16 protein-coding genes are annotated in these 15,252 nt (G+C 57.1%); 7 read left to right on the top strand and 9 right to left on the bottom strand.

Features of this window, described 5'->3' with window-relative positions; translation table 11 throughout:
* Positions 1 to 267: 267 nt before the first annotated feature.
* Positions 268 to 1,401, bottom strand: coding sequence for an NADH:flavorubredoxin reductase NorW (norW, locus tag ACOTX3_RS17820; RefSeq protein WP_058678790.1), 1,134 nt, complete (start codon positions 1,399 to 1,401; stop codon positions 268 to 270).
* Positions 1,398 to 2,840, bottom strand: a complete 1,443-nt coding sequence (norV, locus tag ACOTX3_RS17815) for an anaerobic nitric oxide reductase flavorubredoxin (protein WP_058678789.1) — start codon at positions 2,838 to 2,840, stop codon at positions 1,398 to 1,400. The genes norW and norV overlap by 4 nt, the downstream gene beginning before the upstream one ends.
* A 184-nt stretch (positions 2,841 to 3,024) precedes the next feature.
* On the opposite strand from norV, the gene norR reads away from it, so the two are divergent.
* The gene (gene norR / locus ACOTX3_RS17810; RefSeq protein ID WP_058678788.1) at positions 3,025 to 4,539 is read left to right on the top strand and encodes a nitric oxide reductase transcriptional regulator NorR; all 1,515 of its coding nucleotides are present in this window, start codon (positions 3,025 to 3,027) and stop codon (positions 4,537 to 4,539) included.
* On the opposite strand, the gene gutQ is transcribed toward norR, so the two are convergent.
* The 7 genes from gutQ to srlA all read right to left on the bottom strand — a co-directional run bounded on the left by gutQ (position 4,536) and on the right by srlA (position 9,446).
* Positions 4,536 to 5,501 carry an arabinose-5-phosphate isomerase GutQ gene (gene gutQ, locus ACOTX3_RS17805; RefSeq protein ID WP_013098450.1) on the bottom strand — a complete coding sequence of 322 codons (966 nt, stop codon included), beginning with the start codon at positions 5,499 to 5,501 and terminating at the stop codon, positions 4,536 to 4,538. The genes norR and gutQ overlap by 4 nt on opposite strands.
* The gene (gene srlR / locus ACOTX3_RS17800) at positions 5,494 to 6,267 is read right to left on the bottom strand and encodes a glucitol operon DNA-binding transcriptional repressor SrlR (protein ID WP_013098449.1); all 774 of its coding nucleotides are present in this window, start codon (positions 6,265 to 6,267) and stop codon (positions 5,494 to 5,496) included. The genes gutQ and srlR overlap by 8 nt, the downstream gene beginning before the upstream one ends.
* A gap of 63 nt (positions 6,268 to 6,330) precedes the next feature.
* Positions 6,331 to 6,690: a transcriptional regulator GutM gene (gutM, locus tag ACOTX3_RS17795; protein WP_045902008.1), complete on the bottom strand. Its 360-nt coding sequence runs from the start codon at positions 6,688 to 6,690 to the stop codon at positions 6,331 to 6,333.
* A 67-nt stretch (positions 6,691 to 6,757) separates the two neighbouring features.
* A complete protein-coding gene (srlD, locus tag ACOTX3_RS17790) occupies positions 6,758 to 7,537 on the bottom strand; it encodes a sorbitol-6-phosphate dehydrogenase (protein ID WP_013098447.1) in 780 nt (259 codons plus the stop codon).
* A gap of 14 nt (positions 7,538 to 7,551) precedes the next feature.
* On the bottom strand, positions 7,552 to 7,914 hold the full coding sequence (srlB, locus tag ACOTX3_RS17785; protein WP_013098446.1) for a PTS glucitol/sorbitol transporter subunit IIA: 363 nt from the start codon (positions 7,912 to 7,914) through the stop codon (positions 7,552 to 7,554).
* Positions 7,915 to 7,926: 12 nt separating this feature from the next.
* Complete coding sequence (srlE, locus tag ACOTX3_RS17780; protein ID WP_020689263.1) at positions 7,927 to 8,886, bottom strand: PTS glucitol/sorbitol transporter subunit IIB; 960 nt, start codon at positions 8,884 to 8,886, stop codon at positions 7,927 to 7,929.
* The gene (gene srlA, locus ACOTX3_RS17775) at positions 8,883 to 9,446 is read right to left on the bottom strand and encodes a PTS glucitol/sorbitol transporter subunit IIC (protein ID WP_058678787.1); all 564 of its coding nucleotides are present in this window, start codon (positions 9,444 to 9,446) and stop codon (positions 8,883 to 8,885) included. The genes srlE and srlA overlap by 4 nt, the downstream gene beginning before the upstream one ends.
* 274 nt (positions 9,447 to 9,720) lie before the next feature.
* Here srlA and mltB point away from each other — a divergent pair, with 274 nt between their 5' ends.
* From mltB to recA, 6 genes are all read left to right on the top strand, one after another.
* A complete protein-coding gene (mltB, locus tag ACOTX3_RS17770; protein ID WP_023620633.1) occupies positions 9,721 to 10,821 on the top strand; it encodes a lytic murein transglycosylase B in 1,101 nt (366 codons plus the stop codon).
* Between the two features lie 242 nt (positions 10,822 to 11,063).
* Complete coding sequence (locus ACOTX3_RS17765) at positions 11,064 to 11,717, top strand: metal ABC transporter ATP-binding protein (protein WP_058678786.1); 654 nt, start codon at positions 11,064 to 11,066, stop codon at positions 11,715 to 11,717.
* Complete coding sequence (locus tag ACOTX3_RS17760) at positions 11,714 to 12,574, top strand: metal ABC transporter permease (RefSeq protein WP_013098441.1); 861 nt, start codon at positions 11,714 to 11,716, stop codon at positions 12,572 to 12,574. The genes ACOTX3_RS17765 and ACOTX3_RS17760 overlap by 4 nt, the downstream gene beginning before the upstream one ends.
* Positions 12,575 to 12,588: 14 nt before the next feature.
* A complete protein-coding gene (locus ACOTX3_RS17755; RefSeq protein WP_058678785.1) occupies positions 12,589 to 13,467 on the top strand; it encodes a metal ABC transporter substrate-binding protein in 879 nt (292 codons plus the stop codon).
* A 130-nt stretch (positions 13,468 to 13,597) separates the two neighbouring features.
* Positions 13,598 to 14,095, top strand: coding sequence for a nicotinamide-nucleotide amidase (gene pncC / locus ACOTX3_RS17750; protein WP_013098439.1), 498 nt, complete (start codon positions 13,598 to 13,600; stop codon positions 14,093 to 14,095).
* Positions 14,096 to 14,184: 89 nt separating this feature from the next.
* Positions 14,185 to 15,243, top strand: coding sequence for a recombinase RecA (gene recA / locus ACOTX3_RS17745; RefSeq protein ID WP_013098438.1), 1,059 nt, complete (start codon positions 14,185 to 14,187; stop codon positions 15,241 to 15,243).
* Positions 15,244 to 15,252: the final 9 nt, after the last annotated feature.

Below are 15,252 nucleotides of genomic sequence, written 5' to 3'. Positions count from 1 at the left end.
GTGTTTGAGGGGTAAAATCGCCATGATGTCGTTCCGGTAAAGCGAAGCAGGGTGCCGTTTTACTGGAAAAATGGAATGAATATCTTGCTGTTTATGAAGGTTTTTACACTTTTATATTCAGTCAAATAATAAGTTAAGGACAGATGGCGATGATTTACCTCTTTTGTATTTATCTTGCTAATAAATTACGTAAAAAAAAGCCCCGGGACATCGGGGCTGCGGATAATAAAATCCCAGGGTTAAGTAAGCGTGGTAAAAGGTTAAGGGTTAAGCGGGCAGCGATTTCAGTAGCGCGAAAGCCTCCTTCATCCGATCTTCGCTAACCACAAAAGCGCGGAGCTGGCCATCGGCGTCAGAGCCGCGCGCGACCATTCCCTGAGCTTCCACAGCGATCTGCCAGTTCAGATCCTGGCGCTGGGTTTCACCTGCCAGATGCAGCGGCAACGCTGGCGTTTTCACCTTCACCAGCATGGCCGGTAATTTCAGCGGCGCGCTGTTGCCGAGCAGGTTTTTTGCCAGATACATGGCGCTAAGCTGGATCGGCTGCAGGAAAGGCAGTACCTGGCCGTTGATTTCCGCGCAGTCCCCCAGGGCGTAAATGTCGGGCTGCGTGGTTTGCAGGTAGCTATTCACCTTCACGCCACGGCCTGTTTCAGCGCCTGCGCGGTGCGCCAGCGCCGTTTCCGGGCGCAACCCCGTCGCGGCAACCACCACATCGACTTCCAGGCTGCGATGGCGGTCAAGCGTCGCGCGAATGCCGCCTTCGGTTTCGGTCAGATGTTGCAGTTGCGATTTCAACAGCAGATGCACGCCCATGTCGGTCAGACGGTGCTGTAAGCGACTGCTTACTTCTGCAGGCATCAAGGCCGACAGAATGCTTGCCGCGTGGTCGACCAGGGTGACGGCTTTACCCGCCCGACAAAAATCCATTGCCAGCTCGGTGCCAATCAAACCGCCGCCAACAATCATTACCCGTTTTGCATCACGAAGCTTCGTTTCGCTGGCCCGATACTCCTGCTGGCTGTTGAGCGTCATCATCAGCTCGCGGCCGGTAACCGGCGGCACGAACGCAGAGGCCCCCGTCGCCAGCACCAGCTTGTCGTACTGCCAGGTTTTATCTTTCGCTTTTACCACGTGGGCATCGGCGTCAATATCGGTGACCCAGGTGTACGGAAACAGACGCAGGTTGAACTGCTCCGCGAACTCCCCCGCCGTCTGGCGGGTGAGATCGTCGGCGCGCTGGTTCAGGCTAATCACATGGCTTAAATCGGGCTTGTTGTACTCGTCCATGCTGTCGGCCGCGATCATCGTCAGCGGCACGTTAGCGTCCTGTTTGCGGATATTTTTCACCAGCTGGCGGGCGGCAAAGCCCGAGCCGATGATGACGATACCGTTGCTCATTTTGCCTCCGTTGCCAGTTCGTCAAAGACGTCTTTTCCGAGGGAACATTCCGGGCAGAGGAAGTTGTCCGGCACCTCACTCCACGGCGTACCTGGAGCCACGTCCTGCAACGGCTCGCCCAGTTCCGGGTCGTAGATCCACTGGCAGACGCTGCACTGCATGCGTGGACCGAGATCGGCGCTGGCTGCCCCGGCACAGGTTTGCGGCTGTTCGGCGGGGAGTGCTGCGGCCCCAGGAAGCGGTGCAAGCGCCCACTGACGAGCAATATCGCGGCCGTGCTGACGACAGACTTCCAGCGCGTCAAGATCCGGGCGCCATTTGGCCTTCAGGCTCATGGACATCTCAAAACCGGCATCCTGCAGGCGGGTGGAGAGACGATCTACCGCGCCGCCGCTCCAGCCGTGGGAGCCAAAGGCGCTGGCACGTTTGTTACGGAAGCGCAGACCGGTCATCTCTTCCACCAGGCCAGCAATTTTCGGCATCATCACGTTGTTCATGGTGGAGGTGCCCACCAGCACGCCCTTAGAGCGGAAGACGTTGGTGAGGATCTCGTTTTTATCGCTGCGCGCCACGTTGAAGATTTTCACCGCCACGTTTGGGTCCACCTCGTTGATGCCTTGGGCGATGGCGTCTGCCATCATGCGGGTGTTGTTGGACATGGTGTCGTAGAAAATCGTGATGCGGTCTTCCTGATAATCCGCCGCCCATTTCAGGTACAGCTCAACGATCTGGGTTGGGTTTTCACGCCACACCACGCCGTGGGAGGTGGCAATCATATCCACCGGCAGGTTGAAGCCGAGGATCTCGGTGATTTTGGGCGTCACCAGACGGCTGAACGGAGTCAGGATGTTGGCGTAGTAGCGCTGGCACTGTTCGAACAGTTCGGTCTGATCCACTTCATCGTTAAACAGGCGTTCGTCGCAGTAGTGCTGACCAAAGGCGTCATTGCTGAACAGCACCGCATCGCCGGTCAGGTAGGTCATCATGCTGTCCGGCCAGTGCAGCATCGGGGTTTCTACGAAGATCAGCTGTTTACCGTTACCGATATCCAGCGTGTCGCCGGTTTTCACGGTGTGGAAGTTCCACTCCGGATGGTGATGGTGACCGTTGATGGAGTCGATGGCGTTGGTGGTGCAGTAGATCGGGGTATCCGGAATGTGGGACATCAACTCGGTCAACGCCCCGGCGTGATCCTCTTCCGCGTGGTTGATGATGATGTAGTCGATGTCGTTCAGATCGATTTCACTGCGCAGGTTCTGCACGAACTCGCGGCTGAATTTATGATCGACGGTATCGATCAGTACGTTTTTACCTTCACGAATGAGATAGCTGTTATAGCTGCTGCCGCGCAGCGTTTTATATTCCGTTCCGTGAAAATCACGCACTTCCCAGTCACGTTGACCAACCCAATGAATGTTATTTTTAACCAGAATAGACATAGCAACCTCAAATAATACGGCGTGTTGAATAAGTTGTTTTGTCTATATCAACTTGCGTGCCAACTTTTATTTTGTTGATTTTTATGGGTTAAATTTTTTATGCCCCCGAATGGGTAGTCATTATGACTATCGTTAAAGATGTCAATATGACACTATGTATTGTCAAAATGACAGCGAGGCAGACATGAGCTTTTCCGTAGACGTGCTGGCGAAAATCGCCATTGAACTGCAAACCGGCATCGGGCATCAGGATCGTTTTCAGCGGCTGATCTCCACGCTGCGCCACGTGCTGGACTGCGATGCTTCGGCGCTGCTGCGCTACGAGGGACGGCAGTTTATTCCGCTGGCCATCGACGGGCTGGCGCAGGACGTGCTCGGGCGACGCTTTACGCTGGAAGGCCACCCGCGGCTGGAGACCATCGCCCGGGCGGGTGACGTGGTGCGTTTTCCGGCAGACAGCGATCTGCCCGACCCGTACGACGGCCTTATACCCGGACAGGAGAGCCTGAAGGTGCACGCCTGTATCGGCCTGCCGCTGTTTGCCGGACAAAACCTGATTGGGGCGCTGACCCTCGACGGCATGTCGCCGGACCAGTTCGATACCTTCAGCGACGAAGAGCTGCGCCTGATTGCGGCCCTGGCGGCCGGGGCGCTGAACAATGCTCTGCTGATTGAACAGCTGGAGAGCCAGAATATTCTTCCCGGCAGCCCGGCGGCGTTTGAACAGGTCGCGCATACGGAGATGATTGGCCTCTCGCCAGGCATGGTACAACTCAAAAAAGAGATTGAGATCGTCGCGGCATCCGATTTGAACGTGCTGATCTTCGGTGAGACCGGCACCGGTAAAGAGCTGGTGGCGAAATCCATTCACGAAGCTTCACCGCGTGCGGCCAACCCGCTGGTCTACCTTAACTGCGCCGCACTGCCGGAAAGCGTGGCGGAAAGCGAGCTGTTTGGTCACGTCAAAGGGGCATTTACCGGGGCCATCAGCAACCGCAGCGGCAAGTTTGAAATGGCCGATAACGGCACGCTATTCCTCGATGAAATAGGCGAGCTTTCGCTGTCGCTGCAGGCCAAGCTGCTGCGCGTATTACAGTACGGTGATATTCAGCGCGTGGGAGACGACCGCAGCTTACGGGTCAACGTGCGCGTGCTGGCGGCAACCAACCGCGACCTGCGCGAAGCGGTGCTGAACGGCAATTTCCGCGCCGATCTGTTCCATCGTCTGAGTGTTTTTCCGCTTACCGTGCCGCCGCTGCGCGAGCGTGGGGACGATGTGGTGCTGCTGGCGGGTTTTTTCTGCGAACAGTGTCGGCTCAAAATGGGCTTGTCGCGCGTGGTATTAAGCCCGGGGGCGCGAAGCCATCTGCTGACCTACGGCTGGCCGGGTAATGTACGCGAGCTGGAGCACGCCATCCATCGCGCGGTGGTGCTGGCGCGGGCGACGCGCTCGGGGGATGAAATCGTGATTCATGCGCGCCATTTTGCCCTGCATGATGAAAATATACCGTCCGTGAAGCCCGCTGCGCCTGAAAGCGTGAACGAGAACCTGCGTGAAGCGACGGAAGAATTTCAGCGTCAGATGATTACCCGCGCGCTGGAACAGAACAACCGCAGCTGGGCGGCGTGCGCGCGGGCGCTGGAAATGGACGTCGCCAACCTGCACCGGCTGGCGAAGCGTCTGGGACTCAAGGGTTAAATAATGCCTGCCTGGTAGAAATCCTGCAGGTTGATGGCGCCGCACAGGCGGCCAGCGTCATCCACCACCGGCGCGGCGGTGATTTTACGTTTCATCAGCACCTCTTTGGCTTCAATGGCGCGGCTGTTGGCATTCAGCGTTAACCCGCCAGAGGTCATCGCTTCTGAGACGCGAGCCTCCAGCTTGCCGCCGCCCACCAGCCAGCGGCGCAGGTCGCCGTCGGTAAAGACGCCTTTAACCTGGCGCGTATCGTCGCAGACGGCGACCAGACCCAGCCCGGTGCGGCTCAGCTCCAGCATCGCGTCCATCACGCTGGTATCTAGTTTGACCTGCGGGATGGCATCGCCAGAGCGCATCAGGTGGTGAACATTATTCAGCAGCCGTGCGCCGAGCGCCCCGGCAGGGTGTGAACGGGCGAAATCTTCTTCATTGAAACCGCGCGCCTGCATCACCGCCATTGCCAGCGCGTCGCCCATCATCAGGGTGTTGACGGTGCTGGAGGTGGGGGCGAGGTGCATCGGGCAGGCTTCGCGCTCCACGGCAATATCCAGCACCGCTTTGGCCGCCAGCGCCAGCGGCGAACGGGATTTACCGGTCATGGCCAGCAGGGCGATCGATTTTTCCTGCAGGCGCGGGATGATGAGGTCCAGCTCTTTGGCCGAGCCGGAGTAGGAGATAAACAGCATCACGTCACGGCTTTCAATCATCCCCAGATCGCCGTGCAGGGCTTCAGCCGGGTGCACGAAGAACGCCGGTGTCCCGGTGCTCGCCAGCGTTGCGGCAATTTTTTTGCCGATGTGGCCGGACTTGCCGATCCCGGAGACAATCACTTTGCCTTCACACTGGATGATGGTATTGGCGGCGCGGACAAAATCGTCGCCCAGCCGTTCCGGCAGGCGGCTGGCCTCCTGTAGCTCCAGCATCAGGGTCTGACGGCCTGCGTTTAACAGAAAATCACTCATCTTTTTCTCCCGTTACGATCACATCGATGCCTTTCTCTTCCAGCGCTTTTTTGAACGCCGGATCGATCCCTGCGTCGGTAATCAGCGTATCGACGCTTTCAAGGCTACAGACAATGTTGGGGCTTTTACGGCCAAACTTCGAGGAGTCCGCCATCAAAATGACTTCCCGGGCGGCGTTGCACATGGCTTTACTGACGCTGAACACCTCGTTGAACGTGGTGACACCGGCGTTCAGGTCGATGCCGTCGGTGCCCATAAACAGTTTGTCAAAGCTGAAGTGCTCGAAGGCGTTTTCCGCCAGCTGGCCGTGAAAGGACGCCGATTTTTTACGGAAGGTACCGCCGGGCATCAGAATGGTTTGTTCGCTGTCGAACTCTGCCAGGGCGTTGACGATGTGCAGGCTGTTGGTCATCACCGTGATGTTGTTAAAGCGGTTGAGCAACGGGATCATCTGCAGGACGGTGCTGCCTGCATCAAGAATAATGGAGTCACCATCATGGATAAATTTCACGGCGGCTTCGGCAATCAGCGCTTTCTGGTGGGTGTTGATCAGCGTTTTGTGATCGATAGGCGGGTCGGCTTCATCTTTGTTGAGCATCACCCCACCGTAGGTTCGAATGACCGCGCCTGCGTTTTCGAGCAATACCAGGTCCTTGCGTATCGTTGTGCCGGTGGTGTCAAAGTAGTGGGCCAGCTCTTCTACCGAGCATTTTCCCTGCTTTTGCAGATGCTCAAGAATGGCCGCCTGCCGCTGACGAGGTTTCATAGGCGCTTCGTTCCTTACGTTGCGAAATGATAATTTCGCAAGCTTATCGCGTTCACAACGAAATTATCCATGTTTCAATTTAAGCGCTAATGATAGTGCATTCTGACAGAGTGGATCGTGGGGGAAGATCACATCAGGCTGTAATTCCTGCAACGATATGCCGTTAATTGCCTGAATTTTCACCGGGCGGGCAAACACCGTTATCCCGCGCATGATGAGGGAGTCGCATACCCGATTCTGTTCATCCAGCGCAATTGCAACCACGACGCGCGGTTTAAAGCGCCCCCCGGAGCGCCCGACGCCCACGCGGCCCTTCTGGCAGAGGGCGTCAAACGCGCGGTTAAACTGATGGATCTGCCAGCCGCCGAATGCCATCTGGCAGATCCAGGCGAGGGCGGCGACGGTGATGAGTGCGGTTACCATATCGGCTCCTTGTTATATTCCCTCTCCCGGTGGGAGAGGGGGAGGGTGAGGGCATCAGCCTGCTCGATCAGAACATCACCTGCCCACCGGTGACGTTAATCGACTGGCCGGTGCAGTACGAGGCTTTTGGGCTTGCGTAAAACAGCAGCATGTTCAGCACGTCCTGATAGTCGCACCCGCGCTTCAGCGGCACTTTGTCGATGTAATACTGCTCCACTTCGTCTTCTTTGATGCCAAGCTTGGTGGCGTATTGAGGTAGCAGCGACTGGAACATTGGCGACTTCAGCAGGTTGCCCAGCATCAGCGAGTGAACGGTAATCCCGTATTCGGCCAGATCCAGCGCCAGAGACTGGGTCAGCCCTACGCCGCCAAATTTCGCCGCGCTGTAGCCGGAGTTATGCTTGCTGCCCACTTTGCCCGATTTGGAGTTGATCTGAATGATGCGCCCCTGAATGCCGTCGCGGATCATCAGACGGGAAAATTCGCGGGCGCAGAGGAAGTAACCCACCAGATTCACCTGCAGCGAGCGGTCAAAGTCCCCCAGTTCGAAATCGCTGATAAACGCCGCTTTCGCGATCCCTGCGCTGTAGACCAGCAGGTCGGTACGGCCAAAAATCTCGTCTACCCCGCGAGCCAGCGCCATGACGCTCTGCTCGCTGGTGGCATCGGCACCAAACCCGTACGCCATCCCCTCACCAAACTCGGTATTGATGGTATCCGCCACGCGGGCGGCTTTCTCACTCTGAATATCCACTACCGCCACGCGGTAACCTTCTGCGGCAAGCCCACGGCAGAGAAACTCTCCTAAGGTTTGTCCTCCACCAATGACAACGGCAACCTGACTCATAACGCTCTCCTTAATTACGCAACAAATTTTAATGTGCAGCCTGGGGTAACAGCCTGCGGAACCGGCCCCTCCACGTGAACCGTGCCGGGATACTCTGCCTGCGGCTGGCCATCGAACCGCAGGGTGATGTGGCCCAGCTCGCGCAGGTTTTGCTCGGCCACGTCGCCCACGGCGGTGACGGCATAGCGGGTGTCACCCAGCTCCAGCTGGCTTCCTGCCTTTAACGCTCCGTGCAGCTCGCCGTGGCAGTGGATAAAACAAAACTCTTCGATATCTGCCGGTGCACCTTCGCGGAAAGTGATCAGCATCTGGTCGCTGAGCGCATCGGCCGCGCTCTGGCCGATGCGGGTGATGGTGGTCTGATAAATCACGGTCATCGCAGGAACCTCTTATTGATAAATAAAGCCGGAAACGAACCAGGCAATCAGCACCGTCGGTGCGCCCGTCAGGAAACGACTGACCAGCACAGACGGCACGCCCACGCGTACGGTGTCCTGGCGCGCTTCGGCCAGCGACAGGCCAACGGGAATGAAGTCGCAGGCCGCCTGAGCGTTAATGGCAAACAGCGCAGGCAGAGCCAGGTGCGGAGGAATGTTGCCCAGACCAATCTGCACGCCAATCAGGACGCCGATGACCTGAGCAATCACCGCCCCCGGGCCGAGGAACGGCGACAGCAGCGGGAAGGAGCAGATCAGCGCCAGCGTCACCAGACCGAGCGGGTGGCTGGCAAGCGGGGCGAGGCCGTGGGCGATCCAGTCTCCCAGACCGGAGGCCATGATGATGCCGATTAACGCGGAGACGAAGGCCATAAACGGCAGAATGGTTTTTAGCACCGTGTCGATGGTGTCGCGCCCGGACTGGAACAGTACCGCCACGGCGGATCCCATTCCCATGCCGACCTTCGCCAGCAGGCCGTCGCTCTGCTCGGTGATCTTCTTACTGGTGTCGTAATCACGCGGTGCGGCTTTTTGCGGCGCGGAAGTGCCATTCACCAGCGTGATGTTGTCCTCCTTCACGCCTGAGACATAAATGTCTTCGAGGATGTACTGCGCCAGCGGGCCTGATTTTCCGGTGGAGTGAATATTCACCGTCGGAATGCGACGCTTCGGATAGAGGCCGCAGCGCAGGGTGCCACCGCAGTCGATAACCGCCACGCCGATTTCCGCCTCCGGTGGTTCGCCTTCTTTGAAACCGTCGACCGCTTCCCAGCCGGTCAGCTCGCGTAGTTTGTCGACAATCGCCGGGCGTGTGCCTGCGGTGATATAGACGATTTTTTTGCCTTCGGTGGCGTCGAACTCCAGCGGGCCGCCCCAGCCACCCGTGCCTTTCTCAATGCGGATCCGGCTCATGCTGTGGCTCCTGACAAATGAACGCGTTGCTCAAGCTGGATGCCCATTTTTTTCTCAAAAATGGTGGTGGTGAGATCGGTCACCCAGCCACGGAAGAAGTTGGTGACCAGGCCGACCAGCAGATAGCTCACCGCCAGTGGGCCGAGCGGCAGGCCAAGCGTTGTCAGGCCGCTGGCAATGCCGAGATAAACAAACAGTTCCCCCGGGTTGATATGCGGGAACAGGCCGTTCATGGAGTGACAGCTATATGAGGCGGCGGCGTAATAACTCGGCTTGTATTTTTCTGGCATAAAGCGGCCGAGGCTTAAGGTCATGGGGTTGCAGAAAACGAAGGTTCCAATGCAGGGCAACAGCAGGTAACGGGATAACGGGTTCCCGGCACAGCGTTGGGCGAAGCGTTCAATGCGTTGCTGGCCGATAAAATTAATCAGCGCGTTCATGATCACCAGCAGGCTGATCAGCAGGGGCAGGATCCCGGTCACCATGCCGGTGAAGACTTCTCCGCCTTTCTGAAACAGCCCGATGAACCACTCGGCGCTGTGGGTGATGGTTTCTATCATTCTTCTCTCCTGTGAGGCTTTTCTTGTTTTGTATTACCGGGACTAATAATAATCACTTTGAAAGGTTTTAAAGTGTTAATCAGATCTCACAATGAAAGAAAAATGGATTATTTTGAAAGTTAATGGGCGGGGGAGACGCATTTTGGTTGAAAAAAGCGCAGATTTGCGTTGAGGAGCGTAAAGATTTGGTGGGTAAGGCGCGTACCGCTTCCTTGAGGTGTTGCGGATGCTTTACCATACTGGGTTCTTATCGAACCCGTTAAATGGATGTCCCATGTTCAAGCGTCGTTATGCAGCGTTGTTACCTGCGCTTATTCTGCTATCCGCATGTAGTAGTAAACCCAAGACTGAAGCCGCTGTGCAGACGGCTGGCGCGCCTTCAGGAGGATTCCTGCTGGAGCCGCAGCACAATATGATGCAGATGGGGGGCGACTTCGCGAATAACCCGGCGGCCGAACAGTTCATCGATAAAATGGTGAGCAAACACGGCTTTGACAGACAGCAACTGCATGAAATCTTGTCGCAGGCGAAACGTCTGGACTACGTGCTGCGCCTGATGGACAGGCAGGCACCGTCAGCGCAGGTGCCAACCGGGCCAAACGGTGCGTGGTTGCGCTATCGCAAACAGTTTATTACCCCGGACAACGTGCAAAATGGCGTGGTGTTCTGGAATCAGTATGAAGATGCCCTCAATCGCGCGTGGCAGGTCTACGGCGTGCCGCCTGAAATCATCGTCGGCATTATTGGTGTGGAAACGCGCTGGGGCCGCGTGATGGGCAAAACGCGCATTCTTGATGCGCTGGCCACGCTCTCGTTTAACTATCCGCGTCGTGCCGAGTACTTCTCTTCCGAGCTGGAAACCTTCCTGCTGATGGCGCGTAACGAACAGGATGACCCGCTCGATCTGAAAGGGTCGTTTGCCGGAGCGATGGGCTACGGCCAGTTTATGCCCTCTTCCTACAAGCAGTATGCCGTCGACTTTAACGGAGATGGTCACATCAACCTGTGGGATCCGGTGGATGCCATCGGCAGCGTGGCGAACTACTTCAAGGCACACGGCTGGACGCCGGGTGGGCAGGTTGCCGTGCAGGCTAACGGCGAAGCGTTTGGTCTGGAAAACGGCTTCAAAACCAAATACAGCGTTGCGCAGCTGACGGCGGCAGGTTTAACGCCAACGCAGCCGCTGGGTAATGTCGATCAGGTGAGCCTGCTGCGTCTGGATGTAGGAACCGGGTATCAGTACTGGTACGGTATGCCAAACTTCTACACCATCACCCGCTATAACCACAGCACGCACTATGCGATGGCCGTGTGGCAACTGGGCCTGGCGGTATCGCAGGCGCGTGTCCCTGCGGCGTCACCGTTCAGTCAGTAAGTCGCTTTATTCCTCCCTCTCCCACGGGAGAGGGGAGTTTTACAGAAACATTTCGCCACACTCCCTTTGCAAACGCGCCATTTACATCTCAATCGCCTTTTATTATTGTTACGTTATAACATTTAATGTGGTGTCAACATGTCAACGTCCCTTTTCTCTTTGTCTGCGGCAGTTAGGTTTCTGCTGGCGCTGGTGATTGTCGTGTTTATCGGGCTGGCCGTGCGCTGGGCGGTGGCATTGCCATGATTGTCATGGATGAACTGGTTGCGGGTTACGACCGCATGCCCGTTACGCGTGCCTTGTCGGGCGTAATTGAACGCGGAAGTATGACCGCCATTATCGGGGCCAACGGATGTGGAAAATCCACGCTGCTCAAAACGCTCGCCGGGTTTATTCCGCCGGTGAGCGGCCGTTTTCGCTGGCAGGAGAAACGCCCGGTGATTGGCTGGCTGGCACAGCGTCACGCGCTGGAGGCGCAGTTTCCGCTGACGGTGCAGGATGTGGTGAGTATGGGCTGCTGGCCGCGTGTGTCGCTCTTTTCCGGCTTTGGTCGGGAAACACGCTCGCGCATTGCCAGCGCGCTGGAGCGTGTCGGGCTTGACGCCATGGCGTTATCTACCATCGATGCACTCTCCGGCGGCCAGTTTCAGCGCATGCTGTTTGCGCGGATCCTGGTGCAACAGGCGCCGCTGGTGATGCTGGATGAACCTTTTACCGGCGTCGATGAAGCTACCTGTAACGTGCTAATGGACCTGATGCTCGAGATGTACATGCAGGGCCAGACCCTGCTTGCGGTGTTGCATGACAGCGAGCGCGTATCGCGTCATTTTCCGCAAACGCTACGGCTGGATACGGCTATTCCGCACTGGAAAACCGAGCGGGTGAGGGTGGCATGATCTGGCATCTCTTCTTTCAGCCGTTTATCGAATACGGCTTTATGCGTCGCGCGCTGGTGGTGTGCCTGGCGCTGTCCGTCAGCACCACGGCACTGGGCGTTTTCCTTCAACTGCGCCGGATGAGCCTGATGGGCGATGCCCTTTCACACGCCATTTTACCCGGCGTTGCGGTGGGTTATTTGCTGAGCGGTATGTCACTGCTGGCGATGAGCATCGGCGGGTTTATCGCCGGGATCGCCGTGGCGCTGGTGGCCGGGCTGGTCAGTCGACGTACGCCGCTCAAAGAGGATGCCAGTTTTGCCGGGTTCTATCTCGGCTCGCTGGCGCTGGGCGTGACGCTGGTGTCGCTGCGCGGTTCGAACGTCGATCTGCTGCACCTGCTGTTTGGCTCCATTCTGGCGGTGGATAACGACGCCGCGCTGTTTGTGGCTGGCGTGTGCATCTTCACGCTGGTGACGCTGGCAGTTTTCTATCGTGGACTGGTGACCGAGGCGTTCGATACCGCCTGGCTACAGGTTAACGCCCGCTGGCTGCCCGGCCTGTTGCACGGGCTGTTTCTGGCGTTACTGGTGCTTAACCTGGTGGCCGGATTTCAGGTTCTCGGCACGCTAATGGCCGTCGGGCTGATGATGTTGCCGGCGGTGGCGGCACGCTGCTGGGTGCGCACCCTGCCGGGGTTGCTCTGCCTGGCGGGCATCAGCGGCGTTTTTTGCGCATGGCTGGGGTTAAGCCTCTCCTGGGCGGTGAGTTTACCCGCAGGGCCGTCCATCGTGCTGACCGCCAGCGCGCTGTTCTTTATTTCTGTTTTATTTGGCACACGAAGCCACCTGGCTGGCAGCCTGCGTGCGCTTTTTTAACGCAAGGGGAAATGATGAAACGTACAGGGTTAATAATGGCGCTCGCGCTCGGGATGTTGTCACAGGGCGTGATGGCGAAAACGCTCAATGTGGTCACCAGTTTTTCCATTCTGGGAGACATTACGCGTGAGGTAGGGGGCGACCGGGTCAATGTGACCACGCTGGTGGGGCCGGACGGCGATCCGCATACCTTTGAACCGTCGCCGAAAGACAGTGCGGCGCTCAGCAAGGCCGATGTAGTGGTGGTGAACGGGCTGGGGCTGGAGGGCTGGCTCGACCGTCTGGTGAAGGCCTCCGGATTTAAGGGCCAGCTGGTGGTGGCTTCGACCGGGGTGAAAAGCCACACGCTTGAAGAGGACGGGAAAACCGTGACCGATCCGCATGCCTGGAACAGCGCTGCGAACGGGGCACTGTATGCGCAAAATATCCTTGCCGGTCTGGTAAAAGCCGATCCTGAAGATAAGGCGGCGCTGGAGGCCACCGGTCAACCCTATATCGCGCAGCTTATGCAACTGGACAACTGGGCCAAAACGCAGTTCAGCCAGATCCCGCAGGTAAAACGTAAAGTCCTCACCAGCCATGACGCCTTCGGCTACTTCAGCCGCGCCTATGGCGTAACCTTTATTGCGCCGCAGGGCTTGTCGTCAGAGAGCGAAGCCAGCGCAGCGCAGGTGGCTGAGATTATCAATCAGATTAAAGCGGACGGGGTGAAAACCTGGTTTATGGAAAACCAGCTCGACCCGCGCCTGGTTAAACAAATTGCCACGGCCACCGGTGCGCAGCCGGGGGGCGAACTTTACCCGGAGGCGCTGTCAGCCAAAGGCGGCGTGGCGGATACCTACGTTAAGGCGTTTCGCCATAACGTAAATACCCTCGCCAGGAGCATGAAGTAACCTTTTTCTCAGCCGGTGCCTTCGCATCGGCTTTTTTCTGAACCCCCCTCGTAAAACATGATCCTCATCTCCATATCTGACGAGAAAGTGCTATCTTGTGCTGCACGTTTTTCTGATGCCCGGAGCGAGAATGACTGACCATGAATTGATGCAGCTTAGCGAAGTCGTAGGACTGGCGCTTAAGCAACGTGGCGCGACTATCACGACTGCCGAATCCTGTACCGGCGGCTGGGTTGCTAAAGCCATTACCGATATTGCAGGCAGTTCCGCCTGGTTTGAACGCGGCTTTGTGACCTACAGTAACGAAGCTAAAGCGCAAATGATTGGCGTGCATGAATCCACGCTTGAACAGCATGGCGCGGTCAGCGAACCGGTGGTGATTGAGATGGCGATTGGTGCGCTGAAAGCGGCGCGTGCAGATTATGCCATCTCTATTAGCGGTATCGCCGGCCCGGACGGCGGCAGTGACGTGAAGCCTGTCGGCACCGTCTGGTTTGGTTTTGCCACCTCTAAAGGTGAAGGGATCACGCGTCGCGAGTGCTTTAGCGGCGATCGTGAAAGTGTGCGTCGTCAGGCCACCGTTTATGCGTTAAAAACGCTCTGGCAACAATTTCTACAAAACACTTGATACTGTATGACCATACAGTATAATTGCACCAACAGAACAGAAATCCACGGTGAAGCACAGTCGCTTCTCCCGGCATGACAGGAGTAATAATGGCTATCGACGAAAACAAACAGAAAGCGTTGGCGGCAGCACTGGGCCAGATCGAAAAGCAATTCGGTAAAGGCTCCATCATGCGCCTGGGTGAAGACCGTACCATGGATGTGGAAACGATCTCCACCGGTTCGCTTTCTCTGGATATCGCGCTGGGCGCGGGCGGTCTGCCAATGGGCCGTATCGTAGAGATCTACGGGCCAGAATCCTCCGGTAAAACCACCCTGACGCTGCAGGTGATTGCCGCGGCGCAGCGCGAAGGTAAAACCTGTGCCTTTATCGATGCCGAGCACGCGCTGGACCCTGTTTATGCTCGTAAGCTGGGCGTGGATATCGATAACCTGCTGTGTTCTCAGCCAGATACAGGTGAACAGGCGCTGGAGATTTGTGACGCGCTGGCGCGTTCCGGTGCGGTTGACGTTATCGTGGTCGACTCCGTTGCTGCGCTGACGCCAAAAGCGGAAATCGAAGGCGAAATCGGCGACTCTCACATGGGCCTCGCGGCACGTATGATGAGCCAGGCAATGCGTAAGCTGGCCGGTAACCTGAAGCAGTCCAATACGCTGCTGATCTTCATCAACCAGATCCGTATGAAAATTGGCGTGATGTTCGGTAACCCGGAAACCACTACTGGTGGTAACGCGCTGAAATTCTATGCTTCTGTCCGTCTGGATATCCGCCGTATCGGCGCGGTGAAAGAAGGTGAGAACGTGGTGGGGAGTGAAACCCGCGTGAAGGTCGTGAAGAACAAGATTGCCGCGCCGTTCAAACAGGCTGAATTCCAGATCCTCTACGGTGAAGGTATCAACTTCTTCGGCGAACTGGTTGACCTGGGCGTGAAAGAGAAGCTGATCGAAAAAGCGGGCGCATGGTACAGCTACAACGGCGATAAAATTGGTCAGGGTAAAGCGAATGCGATCTCCTGGCTGAAAGAGAACCCGGCTGCAGCGAAAGAGATCGAGAAGAAAGTGCGTGAGCTTCTGCTGAACAACCAGGACTCTAAACCTGATTTCGTGGTTGATGGTGCGGATGCTGAAGAAACTAACGAAGACTTTTAAGGCTTTCGT

The organism is Enterobacter cloacae complex sp. IR5384 (genome assembly GCF_049237265.1).
In the GTDB taxonomy this organism is placed as follows: Bacteria; Pseudomonadota; Gammaproteobacteria; order Enterobacterales; family Enterobacteriaceae; genus Enterobacter; species Enterobacter cloacae.
Note: the sequence above shows the minus strand (reverse complement) of the source record. Positions and strands in the feature narration are given on the sequence as shown.